The sequence below is a fragment of the Streptomyces sp. JW3 genome (genome assembly GCF_052216785.1).
Classification (GTDB): Bacteria; Actinomycetota; Actinomycetes; order Streptomycetales; family Streptomycetaceae; genus Streptomyces.
This window is the reverse complement of sequence record NZ_JBQOUX010000161.1, coordinates 1-14,050: the sequence shown is the minus strand read 5'-3', so window position 1 is coordinate 14,050 and position 14,050 is coordinate 1. Positions and strand designations below refer to the sequence as shown.

Genomic DNA, 14,050 nt, shown 5'->3' with positions numbered 1-14,050 from the left:
CGACGAGGCGACCGCGACCGGCCCGGCGCCGGCACCCCGGCGCCCGCCACCTCGCACCTCTGCGCCGGCCTTCCGGCACCCGCGCCCCGGCCGCGAACCGGCGGCCCCGGCCCGCACACGCGTCCCCCGGCACGCCCTCGGACCGCGTGACCGCGACGGCATTGCCAGGTACAGCCCCACCGACGGTGCCGCTGCGCACGACACCGGCACGGCGGGAGCCGACACGACAGGAGATGACGGCATGACGCAGACATCGACGACGGCGGGAGGGAAACCCGGCCCGGACGGCGGGACGGACAAACCGTCCCGCCGGGCCGTCCCCTCGCCGCTACGCCCCCGCGCGGGCCAGGGCACCCGCCCGGACGTGGTCCCGGTACGGCACTGGGGCCGCACCGCCGGCGCGGCCGTGGTGATCCTGCTGGTCCTGTGCCTGGGGTACGCGCTGGCGACCAACCCCAACCTGGAGTGGAGCGTCGTCGGGGACTTCCTCTTCAACGGCGACGTCCTCACCGGCCTGCTCCAGACCATGGAGATGACCGTCATCGCCATGGTGTTCGCGCTGGTGCTGGCCGTCGTGATCGGGGTGATGCGCACCTCGCCGAGCAAGGTGATATCGGGGTTCGCCGCCACGTGGGTGTTCTTCTTCCGCGGTGTCCCCCTGATCGTCCTGCTGATCTTCCTCGGCAACCTGGGGCTGTTCTTCAAGGAGATCACCCTGGGCATCCCGTTCACCTCTGTGCACGTGTGGAGCGCGCCGGTCGGATCGGTGGTCACCCCGTTCGTGGCCTCGGTCATCGGCCTCGCGACGGCCGGCTCCGGCTACATGGCGGAGATCGTCCGGGCCGGCCTGCTGGCCATCGGACGCGGCCAGCACGAAGCGGCCAAGGCGCTGGGCCTCAACGGCGCCCGCACCCTGCGCCACGTGGTGCTGCCGCAGGCGCTGCGGATCATCATCCCGCCGCTGGGCAACGAGTTCATCGGCATGCTCAAGGCGTCCGCGATCGTCTCCGTCATCGCGGGCGGCGATCTGCTGACGGTGGTCCAGGGCATCTCCAGCGTCAACTTCCGCACCATCGAGATGCTGTTGGTGGCCACCATCTGGTACCTGCTGGTGATCGTCGTCTACTCGGTCGGCCAGTTCTACCTCGAGCGCAGGACGGCGGAACGATGAGCACGGACGTGATGGTCGCCATCGAGGGCGTCGACAAGTGGTACGGCACCACCCAGGTCCTCTTCGACGTGCATCTGACCGTCGACACCGGCGAGACGGTCTGCGTCATCGGGCCGTCCGGTTCCGGCAAGAGCACCTTGCTGCGCACGGTCAACCACCTGGAGGAGATCGGCGCCGGCCGGATCCGGGTCGACGGGCAACTCGTCGGCTACCGCGAACACCGGGGCCGGCTGCACGAGTTGCGGGAGGCCGACGCGTGCCGGCAGCGGCTGGAGATCGGCATGGTCTTCCAGCACTTCAACCTCTTCCCGCACATGACCGTCCTGGAGAACGTGGCCTTCGCCCCGATCAGGGTCAAGGGGGAGCCACCCGGCCAGGCCCGCGAGTACGCCCGCTCGCTGCTGGCCCGGGTCGGCCTGGCGGGCAAGGAGTCCGCGTACCCCTCGAAGCTCTCCGGCGGCCAGCAGCAGCGGGTGGCCATCGCCCGGGCCCTGGCGATGCGGCCGAAGGTCATGCTCTTCGACGAACCCACCAGCGCCCTCGACCCCGAACTGGTGGGCGAGGTGCTGTCCGTGATGAAGGACCTGGCGCTGACCGGGGGCATCACGATGATCGTGGTGACCCACGAGATGGGCTTCGCCCGGGAGGTCGGCGACCGGGTGGTGTTCATGGACGCCGGCCGGATCGTGGAGCAGGGACCGCCCTCCCAGGTGCTGTCCGAACCCCGGCACGAACGCACGAAGGCCTTCCTCTCCGCGGTGCTGCGATGACCGGTTCACCGCCTCCGGCCGGCCCGCGGCCCCGGGTCGCGCTGGTGGCCGGCGGCACCGGACCGATCGGCCGCGCGGTCGCCGCCGCGCTCGCCGCCCGCGGCCTGCGGGTGGCCCTGCACTGCCGCAGCCGCCGCGCCGAGGCGGAGCGGATCGTCGCCGCGCTGCTCGGCCCGCACCTCGCGGTGGCGGCCGACCTGACCGACCCGGTGGCGGTGCACCGCGCCGTCACCGAGGTGGAGGACCGGCTCGGCCCGGTCGACGTCCTGGTCAACGCCGCCCACCCGGCACTGCGCCGGCCCACGCCGGTGGTGGAGACCGACCCGGCGGTGCTCGCCGAGCAGCTGGCCGCGGTCGGCGCGCACGCCGGGCTGTGCGCACGCCTCGTCCCGGGCATGCGGGCCCGCGGCTGGGGCCGGGTGGTGTACGTCTCCGGCGCCTCGATGGTCCGGCCCGCGACCGGCTTCGGCGCGTACGGCGCGGCCAAGGCCGCCGCGACGGCCCTCACCCGCCAGCTGGCCTGGGAGGAGGGGCGGGCCGGCATCACCGCCAACGTGGTGGCCCCCGGCCGCGTCGTCGACCCGGCCGGCGAACCGCCGCTCACCGGTGCGCTGGCCGCCCTCTCCGACGCCCTGCGGCAACGCATGGCCCTGCCCGACTTCCCCACCCCCGCCCAGGTCGCCGACGCGGTCACCGCGCTGCTGGACGCCGACGCCGTCACCGGCCAGACGATCTGGCTCACCGGCGGCGAACCGGTCGCCCCCTGACCGCCCCGCCTCGCCCCGCCCGCCCTCCCTCACCCCCCTCCCGCCCACGTACCGACAGCTGAGGACGTCTCATGAGCACCACCGTTCCACCGGCCGAGCACACACTCGGCGTCGAACTGCGATCCCCCGACTCGCCGTCCGCGGTGATCGCCAACACCCGGGCGCTGCTGCCGCTGATCGCGGAGGAGGCCGACGGCATCGAGTCCGCCGCGCGCCTCACCCCGCGCGCCGAGGCCGCCCTGCGCCGCGCCGGTGTCTTCCAGATGGGCTTCCCGGCCTTCCGCGGCGGCCTGGAGATGACCCTCTCCCAGCAGGTCGAGGTGGTGGCCACGGTCGCGGCGGTGGACGCCTCGGCCGGCTGGAACATCGGCGTCCTGAACGCCGGCGGCTACTACGCCGGCCGCCTCGGCGACCGCGCCTACGCCGAGCTGTACCCGACCCGCGACCGGCCGACCAGCGGGTCCTTCCACCCGCGCGGCCGCGCGCAGCTGACCGACGGCGGCTTCCTGGTCACCGGCACCTGGGACTGGGGGAGCGGCAGCTACTCCGCCGAGCACATCGTCGGCGGCGCGCTCGTCTTCGACGGCGACCGGCCCGCCCTCGGCCCCGACGGCAAGCAGCGGCACCTCGGACTGTGGCTGCCCCGGGAGGCCATCGAGGTCGCGCACAACTGGCAGACCCTCGGCGTCCGCGGCTCGGGCAGCACGTCGTACTCCCTCACCACCCCCGCCTTCGTCCCCGCCGACCACTCCTTCGACCGGGAAGCCGGCTACGACCACACCAAGGACCCGCTCAACCGCAGCGTCAAACTCTCCCACTTCGCGCTGACCGGGGTGGCCCTGGGGGTGGCCCGGCACCTGGTCAACCTCACCGCCGACACCGTGCGCGGCCGGCTCGGCGACGGCGGCGCCGACCGCCTGGACACGGCGACCGCCCAACTGCTGGGCACCGCGCTGAGCGAGGTCGACTTCGCCTACGCGGGGGTGCGGGAGACGGCCCGCATCACCGACGACATCATCTTCTCCGACGACGTGCTCACCCCGGTGCACGAGGACCGCATGACGGCCGCCAACGCCGTGGCCGCGCTGAGCCTGCGGCGCGTGGTGGACCTGTGCACCGAACTCGCCGGGGCCCGCTACCTCCTGGACGTCAGCCCGCTCCAGCGGGTGCTGAGGGACGCCTACGGCGCGCTGGCGCACGCGGGCACCCGCCGGACGCATCTGGGCACGCTCGCGCGTACCGCGCTCACCCACCCCGAGCCGGGCCTGACGGTGCCGGACGACACCGCGCGCGGCGGCGGCGTGCGGGACTGGTGTGCCGCGTGAGCCCGGCGGAGCCGATGCTGCCCGGGGCCCGGCGGGTCCGGATCGTCGTCGACCGGGCGGACGCCCCGCGCTGCGGCATCCGGGTCGGCGACTGGGCGGACGTCGACGGGACGGGGCTGTCCACCCGGGGCCGCCCGTTCTGCCCGCTCGCCCTCACCGGCGTCCTGCCGGTCCTCGGCATGCGGCAAAGCCCCCTGCCCGCCGACGACTGGCTGGTCCGCAAACCATGGCTGACCTGCCCGGACGCCGACGAGAACGTGGTCCTGCGACTCGATGTGATACCCGATGACGCCCCGGACGGACCCGAGTCCGAGGAGGCGCGGCCGTGAGCGGGGTGCGGGTGCGCTGCACCGTGGAGGCGATGACCTACTCGGCCTGCGGACTGGAGATCGGCGACTGGTTCGAGGTGGACGCCACCGGCCTGACCGTGCCCGAGGGCCAGCGCTTCTGCTACTTCGCCATCGCCTCCGTGCTGCCCGCCGTCCTGGGCCGGCTGACCGCCCCGGAACCCGACGACTACCTGCGCGGCGAACCACTGCTGGCCTGCCCCGACCCGCCGGAGGGCCTGCACATGCGGGTGACCCCGTGCCTACCGTCAAGGCACCAGCAACACCAGGCAAACGAAAGGGAAGCGCAGTCATGAGGCCCGTAGTGTTCAGCGCCCGCGTCGGCGGGCACGGCGTCCATGCCGTCGTCGACAGCGCCGTCGCCGTGGAGGAGGCGGGCTTCGACCAGGTGTGGACCGGCAACGACATCTTCGGCGAGCCCGGACTCGTCACCCTCGCCGCGATCGCGACCCGCACCTCGCGGATCAGATTCGGCTCGGGCGTCCTGGACCCGGTGTCGCTGCACCCGGCGCAGATAGCCATGTTCGCGTCGGGACTCCAGGAACTCTCCGACGGCCGCTTCCTGCTGGGCATCGGAGCCGGCTCCGACGTGTTCTTCCGCTGGGCCGGCATCCAGCCGAAGAAGCCGGTGGTGCGTACCCGGGAGGCGGTCCTCGCCATCCGCGAACTGGTCAACGGCCGCAGCCCGGCGGGGATCGACGGGGTCGCGGAGGGCTGGACGGAACAGGCGTTGCTGCGCTTCGCCCGGCCGACCCCCGTCTACATCGGCGCGATGGGCCCGCAGATGCTGGCCCTGGCCGGCCGGGTGGCCGACGGGGCACTGCCGCTGTGTCTGCCGCCCAGCCATGTGTACAGCGTGATGGACCGGCTGGCCGTCGGGGCGGGCAAGGCGGGCCGGGACGTGTCCGACCTCGATGTGGCCGCCTGCGTCTGGGCCTCCATCTCCGACGACCGGGCCACGGCTCGCCGGCTGATGGCCCGCCATATCGCCCTCTACAGCGGCTCCCTGTCCGTGGAGGCGCTCAAGTCCAGCGGGCTGGACCCGGAGGAGTTCGCCCACACCCAGGACCTGATGCTCCAGGGACGCGAGGAGGAGGCCGTCGACTCCGTCACGGACGCGATGATGAGCCTCGGCATCGTCGGCGGCGTCGACGACGTCATCGAGCAGTGCGCCCAGCTCATCGACGCCGGCGTACGGCACATCTCGTTCGGCCCGCCGATGGGTCCCGATCCGCTCGGCGCCCTCGCGCTGCTGGGCACGAAGGTGCTCCCGGTCCTGCGCGCCCAGTTCGCCGGCTGACGCCGGCGCCCACCCCCGTACCCGTACCAGGGCACCGGCACCGTCCGGGGCACGACAGCAAGGAAGAAGAAAATGATCATCGTCCATGGCGGAGTGTCCGTCGTATCCGACCGCGTCGACGAGGTCGGGGCCGCCGGCGCGGCCTTCCAGAAGTCCTGTCTGGCCGAGGAGGGCTGTGTGGAGTATCAGCTGTCCTGGCAGCTCGACCAGCCGGCGAACCTGCGGCTGCTGGAGGTGTGGACCAGCCGGGAAGCCCACAACGCGCACAAGGCCCGGTCGCACACCGCCGAGTGGACGCGGTTCATCGGCGGCGTCGCCGCCGCGGCCCCCGAGTTCACGGAGTACGCGTTCGGGACCGACTGACCACCGGCTTCACTCCCCGCCGTCCGTACGGAGGCCGACCTCACCGCGTGTCCGGGCGGCGTACGCCTGCCGGGGGAACGGGGGCGGCGGCCCGGCGTCCGTGCGTGCGGTCAGGAGGGTGAACCACACGGTCTTGCCGGTGGCGGTGGGGCGGGTGCCCCACGCGTCGGCGAGGGTGCCGACGAGAAGCAGCCCGCGTCCGTTCTCCTCGGCGGGGTCCGCCGGGCGGGCCTGCGGGCGGGGGGCGGTGCGGTCGGTGACCTCCACGCCCAGTTGCCGGGCGCTGCGCCAGATCCGCAGGGTGAGCGGGCCGCGCGCGTGGCACACCGCGTTGGTGAGCAGTTCGGAGGCGAGCAGCAGGGCGGTGTCGGCCAGCGCGTCGAGCCGCCAGGACCGCAGGTGCCGGTGGACGAAGTGGCGTCCGGCGCGGACCGAGAGCGGCGCGGTGTCCAGCGTCAGTTCCGCGCTGTCCAGCGGCACGGTGGGGAAGCCGATCAGCAGCAGCGTGACGTCGTCGGCGCAGGTGGTGCTGGACGGCAGCAGCGCGTGCAGCACCCGGTCGGCGGCGGTCTCCAGGTCGGCACCGGCCGCGAAGGAGGCCCGCAGGGTCGCGGACAGCAGCTCCAGTTGCTGGTCGAGATCGCTCGCGGCGGTCTCCACCAGACCGTCGGTGTACAGGGCCAGCGTGGACCCGGCGGGCAGCGGGAGACAGACCTGCTGGTGCGGCGAACCGCCCACCCCCAGCGGCACGTTGATCGGGACGGCGAGCGGGGCGACGGCCGTGTCGGCGCCCACCAGCAGTACCGGCAGATGGCCGGCCGAACAGGCGGTCAGCTCGCCCCGGCCGGGGTCGGCCTCCAGATAGACGCAGGTGACGAACTGCTCGGGCAGCGTCTGGGTGGTGAACACGTCCAGCGCCTTCATCAGTTCGCCCGGCGGCAGCCCCGCCAGCGCCAGCGCTCGCGCCGCCGACCGCAGTTGCCCCATCACCACGGCCGCGTCCAGCCCGCGCCCCATCACGTCGCCGACGAACACCCCGACCCGGCCGGCACCGAGGTCGATCACGTCCAGCCAGTCCCCGCCCACCCCCTGCCCCAGCAGCGAGGGCAGATAGCGGCTGGCGGCCGGCACGCCCGGCACCGGCTCGGAGGTGCCCATCAGGTGCAGGGCCAGGGCGATGTGCCGCTGCTGGGCGAGCAGCCCGGCGAGTTCCGCCTCGGTCCGTCTTCGGTCGGTGATGTCCCGGGCGACGGAACAGGCGCTGGTGATGGTGCCGTCGTCGGACCGGATCGGCCACAGGGTGACGTCGATGTCCAGGGTGCGGCCGTCCCGGGTGGTGCGCCGGGTCTCGTAGTGCTCGATGCGCTCCCCGCGGGCCAGCCGCCGCAGCAGTCCGGCCTCCTCGTCCTTGAGGCCGGCCGGGATGAGCATGCCGATGTGCCGGCCGACGGCTTCCTGCCGGGAATAGCCGTACAGGCGCTGGGCGGCGCGGTTCCAGAAGGTGATCTCGCCGTCCAGGGTCTTGATCAGGATCGCGTCCTGGGAGGACTCCACCAGCCTCCGGTACAGCTGTTCCTCTTTGGTCGTGCCCCGCACCGTTTCCCCCGACATGACGTGCCGTGTCCGATCGATGCCGGACAGTGCAGCACGGCAGGGCTCGCGGCGTAGCAGTCTGGTCGCTTTTTGTCGGAACGGGGAAGGTATTGGTCTCCTTCCGCACCGGCTCCGTTCGGCATTCGTCCGGCATCCGTTCGGCGGATGTCGGCGCGTCAACTCCTTCCACCCCCCCGCGTACCGGCGACCTTCACATGAACGCCATCCGACCCTTCCCTCCCGTTCGGTGCCCCTGGAACACTCCTTGCGCGCGCGGCCCGGCACCACCGGGCCGCCTCACCACCCCCGAGGCGAGAGGCTCCCCACCCCCATGCCCGAAGTCAACCGGCGTCGATTCCTCCAGATCGCGGGCGCCACCACGGCGTTCAGCGCGCTCTCCGCGAGCATCCAGCGGGCCGCCGCGCTCCCGGCCAACCATCGCACCGGGTCGATCGAGGACGTCGAGCACATCGTCGTCCTGATGCAGGAGAACCGTTCCTTCGACCACTACTTCGGCAGCCTGCGCGGCGTCCGCGGCTTCGGCGACCCGCACCCCGTCACCCTGGACAGCGGCAAGTCGGTGTGGCACCAGACCAAGGACGACGGCACCGAGGTGCTGCCCTTCCACCCGGACGCCGACGACCTCGGCATGCAGTTCCTGGAGGGCCTGCCGCACAGCTGGCCGGACGGCCAGGAGGCGTACCGGGACGGCAAGTACGACCGCTGGGTGCCCGCCAAGGGGACCACCACGATGGCGTACCTGACCCGGGAGGACATCCCGTTCCACTACGCCCTCGCCGACACGTTCACCGTCTGCGACGCCTACCACTGCTCGTTCATCGGCTCCACCGACCCCAACCGCTACTACATGTGGTCGGGCCACACCGGCAACGACGGCAAGGGCGGCGGCCCGGTCCTCGGCAACGACGAACTGGGCTACGACTGGACCACGTACCCCGAGCGCCTGGAGGCGGCCGGCGTCTCCTGGAAGATCTACCAGGACATCGGCGACGGCCTGGACGCGGCCGGCTCCTGGGGCTGGATCTCCGACGCCTACCGCGGCAACTACGGCGACAACTCCCTTCTCTACTTCAACAAGTACCGGAACGCGAAGCCGGGCGACCCCTGGTACGACAAGGCCCGCACCGGCACCGACGCGGCGCACGGCGACGGCTACTTCGACCTGCTGCGCGCCGACGTCAAGGCGGACCGGCTCCCGCAGGTGTCCTGGATCGCCGCGCCCGAGGCGTTCTCCGAGCACTCCAACTGGCCCTCCAACTACGGCGCCTGGTACATATCGCAAGTCCTGGACGCGCTCACCGCCAACCCCGAGGTGTGGTCCAAGACCGCGCTGTTCATCACCTACGACGAGAACGACGGCTTCTTCGACCACCTGGTACCGCCGCTGCCGCCGAAGTCGGACGCGCGGGGGCGGTCCACCGTCGACGTGTCGCTGGACGTCTTCCCGGGCAGCGCGCGCTACACCGAGGGTCACTACGGGCTCGGCCCGCGGGTCCCGATGCTGGTCGTCTCGCCCTGGAGCAAGGGCGGTTACGTCTGCTCCGAGACCCTCGACCACACCTCGATCCTGCGCTTCATGGAGCGCCGGTTCGGCGTCCACGAGCCGCAGATCTCGCCCTGGCGGCGGGCCGTCTGCGGCGACCTGACCTCGGCGTTCGACTTCTCCCGCAAGGACAGCAGCCGCGCCCGGCTGCCGGACACCGACGGCTACGAGCCGCAGGACCGCGACCGGCACCCCGACTACCGCCCGACGCCCCCGGCGGAACCCGGCATGCCCCGCCAGGAACGCGGTCTGCGGCCGGCCCGGCCACTGCGGTACGCGCCGCTGGTGGACGGCTCGGCCGACCCGGTGGCCGGCACCCTCACCCTGACCTTCGCCTCCGGCCCGGCGGCGGGCGCCGCCTTCCTGGTCACCGCCGGCAACCGCACGGACGGCCCCTGGACGTACACCACCGAGGCCGGCAAGCGGGTCCGTGACACCTGGGACGCGGCGTACTCGGGCGGCACCCACGACCTGACCGTGCACGGCCCCAACGGCTTCCTGCGGGTCTTCCGGGGACCGGCCGGAACCGCCGGCCCCGAGGTCACCGCGCGCCACGTCCGCGACGACGTCGAACTGACCCTCACCAACCGGGGCTCCGGGACGGTCCGGCTGAAGCTGGCCAACGGCTACGGCGGCCGCGCCCGGACCCTGACCGTGCGCCCCGGCGCCACCGTCCGGCACACCGTCGACCTCGCCGGCAGCCGCCGCTGGTACGACCTGACGGTCACCTCCGAGGCCGACCCGACGTTCCTGCGCCGCTTCGCCGGCCACGTCGAGAACGGCCGACCGGGCGTGAGCGACCCGGCGCTCGCCGGCGAGTAGCCCACCACCGACGGCGACCGGACCGGCTCACCGACGGCGACCGGACCGGCTCACCGACGGCGACCGGACCGGCTACAGCGGCGTGAGCCGCCCGGAACCCGGCCGCCGCCGGGACCGCGGCTGCCTGGGCAGGGTGGCGGCGAGGGGCTCCGCCCGGCTTCCCGCATTCCCTGGCCCGGCCCCGGCGGCGTCCCCCGCCGCCCCCGGGGCCGCCGCGGACGGGACGGGCATGGGGGCGGCTTCCGGCGCCGGATCGGTGGTCGCGGTGACCGACCCGGGCTCGGGGCCCGGTGACGGGAGGCCGGGTGCCGTGGGTGCCCCCGGCGGGGCGGCCGGTGTGCGGAGCGCGGCGCGGGGCGCGGTGACGGTGGGGCTCAGCGGACTGCCTGCCGGTGCCGGTGCCGGGCCGGCGGCCGCCGTGGCCGGGATCGGGCGGCCGGGGGCCGTCAGCGACCCCGGTGGGGCGGGTGGGGTCGCGCGGGTCAGGAGGAGGACGCCCCAGGCGGCCAGTACCGCTCCGGTCAGGGCCAGCAGGACGCCGGCCGCCCCGCCGCGCAGGCGTTCGCCGAGGAGGGCGACGCCGATCGCCGCGGCGGCCACCGGGTTGGCCAGCGTGACCATCGCGAGGGGGGCGCCAAGGCCGCCTCGGTACGCCGTCTGGGACAGCAGCAGACCGCCGGTGGCGAAGGCCGCCACCAGCACCGCCACGCCGATCACCTGGACGCTGAGCAGCGGCCCGGTGCGGTCGGTGGCGGCGACCGTGACCGTCTGGGTGAGTGCCGAGGCGACCCCGGAGGCCACCCCGGACGCGCTCGCGTGCCGCAGTCCGGGCCGGGCGCCGGGCCGGGCCAGCAGCCCGATCAGGACCGCCGTCACCCCGGCCACCGCCACCGCCTCCGACCCGCTCAGCACGTCGTCGGGGGCCGGACCGGACGCCGTGACCAGCAGCGCGCCGAGCCCGAGCAGGGTCAGCCCGGTGCCCCGCCACTCGACCGCGCTGACCCGTCGGCCCGCCAGCCGGGCCCCCATCGGCACCGCCGCGACCAGGGTGAGCGCGCCCAGCGGCTGGACCACGGTCAGCGGGCCGTACTTCAACGCCCCCACGTGCAGCAGCGCGGCCGAGGCGTTCAGCGCCACCGACCACCACCACGCCCCGCCGCGCAGCAGCCGCAGCACGCCGGTGCCCGGGCGGCGGGCGGCCAGCCGCTCCTGGGCCACGGCCGCGGCCGCGTAGGCGACGGCGGAGACCAGGGACAGCGCGACGGCGACCAGCGCGGCGCTCATCGGCCCGCCCCCACCGGCCGGCGCCGTTCCGCCGGCTGCGGACGGGGCCTGAGCCGGGGCCGGCCGCCGCTCGCCCGGACCGGCCGGTCGGCGCGCGGTGCCGGCCGCCGCGGCAGCCGGATCACCGCGAGCGCCAGCCCGAGCAGCGCCGTGGCCACGAGCACGTCCAGCCAGTAGTGGTTCGCGGTGCCCACGATCACCAGCAGCGTCAGCAGCGGATGCAGCAGCCACAGCCACCGCCAGCGGGACCGGGTGGCGGCGATCAGCCCGATCGCCACCATCAGCGCCCAGCCGAAGTGCAGCGACGGCATCGCCGCGAACTGGTTCGACAGGGTGTCCGTGCGCGGCGGGCCGTAGACCGACGGACCGTAGACGCGGGCGGTGTCCATGAGGCCGGTGCCGGCCAGCATCCGCGGCGGCGCGAGCGGGAACGTGAGATGCAGCACCAGTGCCGCGCCGGTCAGCGCGGCCAGTATCCGCCGGGCCCACACGTAGTGCCCGGGCCGCCGCAGATAGAGCCAGCCGAGAAACGCGGCGGTGGCCGGGAAATGCACGGTCGCGTAGTAGGTGTTCGCCACGTGCACCAGCACGTCGCCGTGCAGCAGCAGCGACTGGACGCCGTCCTCGGCGGGCAGCCGCAGCCACCGCTCCAGGTCCCACACGTGGTGCGCGTTGCGGAACGCCTCGCCGGTGTGGCCGGACGCCAGCTGCCGGCCGAGTTTGTAGACGAGGAAGAGCCCGGCCACGAGCAGGAGCTCCCGGACCAGGGGTGGCCTGGCCGGTGCGTCCGGCTCCGCTGGAGCAGGCTCGGTGCGGGCGTTCATCCCCCGGCCCCTTCGCTGACGGTGGTGCGTGCGGTGTGCTGACGGGCCGGACCGTCCCGATACATCGGCCCCGGGTGGGTGCGAGTCATCGATACGGTTTCGTTCCGATACGCCAGTGTACCGATACGGTCGAGTACCGGTACACTGGCGTATCGGTACAGTGACGTACCGATGGACCTTCGGCCGAAGTGAGCCACGGGGGTGCGGACTTGACCGCCGGCACCGGAGACGAGCGAGGAGCAGCAGCCATGACGTCGCAGGACGCGGAGCGACCGGAACCAGCCGGCACCTCGCGCCGCTCCAAACTCACGCCCGAGCGTGAGCAGGAGTTCCTCGACGCCGTCCTCGACCAGGTCCGGGAGTGCGGTTACGACGCGGTGACCATGGAGGGCATCGCCGTCACCACCCGGTGCAGCAAGTCCACGCTCTACCGGCAGTGGAGGACCAAGCCGCAGTTCGTCGCGGCGGCCCTGCGCTCGCGCCGGCAGGTACGGTTCGAGGGCATCGACTCCGGCTCGCTCGCCGAGGACCTGCGGCTCGCGGCCCGGGCGGCCGGCGACTGGTCGGGCAAGGACACCCGGCTGCTCCAGGCGCTCGGCCACGCCGTGGTGGAGGACCCGGAGCTGAAGCTGGCGCTGCGCGAGGCGCTGGTGGAACCGGAGATCGCCGCGCTGCGGGGGATCCTGCGCCGCGGGATCGACCGGGGCGAGGTGGCCGCCGATCACCCGGCGCTGGAGTTCGTGCCGGTCCAGATGTTCGGCGTGCTGCGCATCCGGCCGGTGATGGAGGGGGAGTACGCCGACGGCGACTACCTCGTCCGCTATGTGGAGGCCGTGGTGCTGCCCGCACTCGGCCTGACCTGAGACCCAGGTCACCGTCCGTGGGATGACTGGACGGTGGCCTGCTCGCGCCGCACCGTGGGGACGGGGGCGGCGCGCACCCCCCGGCCGGGTGGGGCGCCCTTTGAGCGGAAGGGCGTTCCACCCGGCCGACAGCGTGCGGCGGCCGGGTGGAACGGCGGGTCAGATGTCCTGGCCGTCGCCGGTGCCGCCGGACGACACCTTGATGCCCTTGACGATCTCGTCGATGACCGACTGCTGCTCACTGACGTCGACACCGAACCGCACGACGACGATCTGCTGCGGGTTGGCCGGCGAGGGGAACGCCAGCGACTGGACGTAGCCGTCCGAGCCCTTGCTCGTCACGGCCTTCCAGCGCACCTGGTAGCCCTTCTGCCCGGCCACCGTGACCGCCTTGGAGGACAGCACGTCGTGCGAGGTGATCGAGCCGTAGCTGTCGCCGCCGTAGGACTCCTCCGCGTTGGCCGAGATGTCCGCCTTGGCGACCTCCTCGGCGGTGGAGCCCTCGGTGCCCAGCACCATCGCCGGGGCCGAGTAGGCGCCGCCCTTGGTGCAGGAGGACGCGTCGTTGCCGGGGCACTTGTACGACTCGTTCGACGACACCTGGGCGCCGACCGTCAGTTCCTGCCCGTACCAGCCGTCCGGGACCGGCAGGCTGATCCCGCTGACCGCGTCCGGCACCGAACCGCTCTCGATCCGGGGCGCCTCGGACCCCTCCGGCGCGGGCGACTCGCCGTCCCCGCCGCCGGAGCCGCCGCCCGAGTCGCCGAACGGGCTGTCCGGCATGCCCTCGCCGCCCTGCCCGCCCGGGCTCTGCTGAGCGGTGCCCGCCCGGTCGTCGTTCGCGCTGTCCCCGTCGCCGGCCAGCGCCCACACGCCGACGCCGATGCCCGCCAGCACGGCCACCGCGACGGCCACGGCTATCCCCGTCCGCAGCCCGCGCCGCCGCGGCGCCGGCGGCTGCGCCGGGTAGCCGGGGTATCCCGGGTGCGCGGGGTACGCCGCGTAGGCCGGCGGCGCCGGATAGCCGGGGCCCGGGGCGGTGGCGTCGGCCGGGGGC

At 73.7% G+C, this 14,050-nt stretch carries 14 protein-coding genes; 10 read left to right on the top strand and 4 right to left on the bottom strand.

Annotated elements, in window-relative coordinates:
* The first annotated feature begins 241 nt into the window (after window positions 1-241).
* The 8 genes from ACTT8P_RS36320 to ACTT8P_RS36285 all read left to right on the top strand — a co-directional run bounded on the left by ACTT8P_RS36320 (window position 242) and on the right by ACTT8P_RS36285 (window position 6,043).
* Window positions 242-1,171 carry an amino acid ABC transporter permease gene (locus tag ACTT8P_RS36320; RefSeq protein ID WP_442836065.1) on the top strand — a complete coding sequence of 310 codons (930 nt, stop codon included), beginning with the start codon at window positions 242-244 and terminating at the stop codon, window positions 1,169-1,171.
* Window positions 1,168-1,941, top strand: coding sequence for an amino acid ABC transporter ATP-binding protein (locus ACTT8P_RS36315; RefSeq protein ID WP_442836064.1), 774 nt, complete (start codon window positions 1,168-1,170; stop codon window positions 1,939-1,941). The genes ACTT8P_RS36320 and ACTT8P_RS36315 overlap by 4 nt, the downstream gene beginning before the upstream one ends.
* Window positions 1,938-2,708 (top strand): SDR family NAD(P)-dependent oxidoreductase, encoded by a 771-nt coding sequence (locus ACTT8P_RS36310; protein WP_442836063.1) that lies wholly within the window; start codon window positions 1,938-1,940, stop codon window positions 2,706-2,708. The genes ACTT8P_RS36315 and ACTT8P_RS36310 overlap by 4 nt, the downstream gene beginning before the upstream one ends.
* 71 nt (window positions 2,709-2,779) lie before the next feature.
* Window positions 2,780-4,033 (top strand): acyl-CoA dehydrogenase family protein, encoded by a 1,254-nt coding sequence (locus tag ACTT8P_RS36305; protein ID WP_442836062.1) that lies wholly within the window; start codon window positions 2,780-2,782, stop codon window positions 4,031-4,033.
* Complete coding sequence (locus tag ACTT8P_RS36300) at window positions 4,030-4,362, top strand: TIGR04076 family protein (RefSeq protein WP_442836061.1); 333 nt, start codon at window positions 4,030-4,032, stop codon at window positions 4,360-4,362. Before ACTT8P_RS36305 ends, ACTT8P_RS36300 begins: the two co-directional genes overlap by 4 nt.
* Window positions 4,359-4,676 carry a hypothetical protein gene (locus tag ACTT8P_RS36295; protein ID WP_442836060.1) on the top strand — a complete coding sequence of 106 codons (318 nt, stop codon included), beginning with the start codon at window positions 4,359-4,361 and terminating at the stop codon, window positions 4,674-4,676. The genes ACTT8P_RS36300 and ACTT8P_RS36295 overlap by 4 nt, the downstream gene beginning before the upstream one ends.
* The gene (locus ACTT8P_RS36290) at window positions 4,673-5,680 is read left to right on the top strand and encodes an LLM class flavin-dependent oxidoreductase (RefSeq protein ID WP_442836059.1); all 1,008 of its coding nucleotides are present in this window, start codon (window positions 4,673-4,675) and stop codon (window positions 5,678-5,680) included. Before ACTT8P_RS36295 ends, ACTT8P_RS36290 begins: the two co-directional genes overlap by 4 nt.
* 72 nt (window positions 5,681-5,752) lie before the next feature.
* The gene (locus tag ACTT8P_RS36285; RefSeq protein ID WP_442836058.1) at window positions 5,753-6,043 is read left to right on the top strand and encodes a putative quinol monooxygenase; all 291 of its coding nucleotides are present in this window, start codon (window positions 5,753-5,755) and stop codon (window positions 6,041-6,043) included.
* A gap of 9 nt (window positions 6,044-6,052) precedes the next feature.
* Here ACTT8P_RS36285 and ACTT8P_RS36280 read toward each other — a convergent pair whose 3' ends face one another.
* Complete coding sequence (locus tag ACTT8P_RS36280) at window positions 6,053-7,654, bottom strand: SpoIIE family protein phosphatase (RefSeq protein ID WP_442836057.1); 1,602 nt, start codon at window positions 7,652-7,654, stop codon at window positions 6,053-6,055.
* Between the two features lie 313 nt (window positions 7,655-7,967).
* Here ACTT8P_RS36280 and ACTT8P_RS36275 point away from each other — a divergent pair, with 313 nt between their 5' ends.
* Window positions 7,968-10,022: a phosphocholine-specific phospholipase C gene (locus ACTT8P_RS36275; RefSeq protein WP_442836056.1), complete on the top strand. Its 2,055-nt coding sequence runs from the start codon at window positions 7,968-7,970 to the stop codon at window positions 10,020-10,022.
* Between the two features lie 72 nt (window positions 10,023-10,094).
* Here the strand turns inward: ACTT8P_RS36275 and ACTT8P_RS36270 are convergent, their stop codons facing one another.
* Both ACTT8P_RS36270 and ACTT8P_RS36265 read right to left on the bottom strand, forming a co-directional pair.
* Window positions 10,095-11,306, bottom strand: coding sequence for a hypothetical protein (locus tag ACTT8P_RS36270; protein ID WP_442836055.1), 1,212 nt, complete (start codon window positions 11,304-11,306; stop codon window positions 10,095-10,097).
* Window positions 11,303-12,130, bottom strand: coding sequence for a phosphatase PAP2 family protein (locus ACTT8P_RS36265; protein WP_442836054.1), 828 nt, complete (start codon window positions 12,128-12,130; stop codon window positions 11,303-11,305). Before ACTT8P_RS36265 ends, ACTT8P_RS36270 begins: the two co-directional genes overlap by 4 nt.
* A 248-nt stretch (window positions 12,131-12,378) precedes the next feature.
* On the opposite strand from ACTT8P_RS36265, the gene ACTT8P_RS36260 reads away from it, so the two are divergent.
* Window positions 12,379-12,993, top strand: coding sequence for a TetR/AcrR family transcriptional regulator C-terminal ligand-binding domain-containing protein (locus ACTT8P_RS36260; protein ID WP_442836053.1), 615 nt, complete (start codon window positions 12,379-12,381; stop codon window positions 12,991-12,993).
* Between the two features lie 159 nt (window positions 12,994-13,152).
* Here ACTT8P_RS36260 and ACTT8P_RS36255 read toward each other — a convergent pair.
* The coding region (locus ACTT8P_RS36255) for a hypothetical protein (protein WP_442836052.1) at window positions 13,153-14,050 on the bottom strand (898 nt) is incomplete at its 5' end.

What these genes read in the sequence shown, in the direction of transcription:
- ACTT8P_RS36310 (WP_442836063.1), top strand. Translation starts at nt 1,938, where the DNA reads ATGACCGGTTCACCGCCTCCGGCCGGCCCGCGGCCCCGGGTCGCGCTG.
- ACTT8P_RS36265 (WP_442836054.1), bottom strand. Translation starts at nt 12,130, where the DNA reads ATGAACGCCCGCACCGAGCCTGCTCCAGCGGAGCCGGACGCACCGGCC.
- ACTT8P_RS36270 (WP_442836055.1), bottom strand. Translation starts at nt 11,306, where the DNA reads ATGAGCGCCGCGCTGGTCGCCGTCGCGCTGTCCCTGGTCTCCGCCGTC.
- ACTT8P_RS36320 (WP_442836065.1), top strand. Translation starts at nt 242, where the DNA reads ATGACGCAGACATCGACGACGGCGGGAGGGAAACCCGGCCCGGACGGC.
- ACTT8P_RS36260 (WP_442836053.1), top strand. Translation starts at nt 12,379, where the DNA reads ATGACGTCGCAGGACGCGGAGCGACCGGAACCAGCCGGCACCTCGCGC.
- ACTT8P_RS36275 (WP_442836056.1), top strand. Translation starts at nt 7,968, where the DNA reads ATGCCCGAAGTCAACCGGCGTCGATTCCTCCAGATCGCGGGCGCCACC.
- ACTT8P_RS36315 (WP_442836064.1), top strand. Translation starts at nt 1,168, where the DNA reads ATGAGCACGGACGTGATGGTCGCCATCGAGGGCGTCGACAAGTGGTAC.
- ACTT8P_RS36280 (WP_442836057.1), bottom strand. Translation starts at nt 7,654, where the DNA reads ATGTCGGGGGAAACGGTGCGGGGCACGACCAAAGAGGAACAGCTGTAC.
- ACTT8P_RS36305 (WP_442836062.1), top strand. Translation starts at nt 2,780, where the DNA reads ATGAGCACCACCGTTCCACCGGCCGAGCACACACTCGGCGTCGAACTG.
- ACTT8P_RS36285 (WP_442836058.1), top strand. Translation starts at nt 5,753, where the DNA reads ATGATCATCGTCCATGGCGGAGTGTCCGTCGTATCCGACCGCGTCGAC.
- ACTT8P_RS36290 (WP_442836059.1), top strand. Translation starts at nt 4,673, where the DNA reads ATGAGGCCCGTAGTGTTCAGCGCCCGCGTCGGCGGGCACGGCGTCCAT.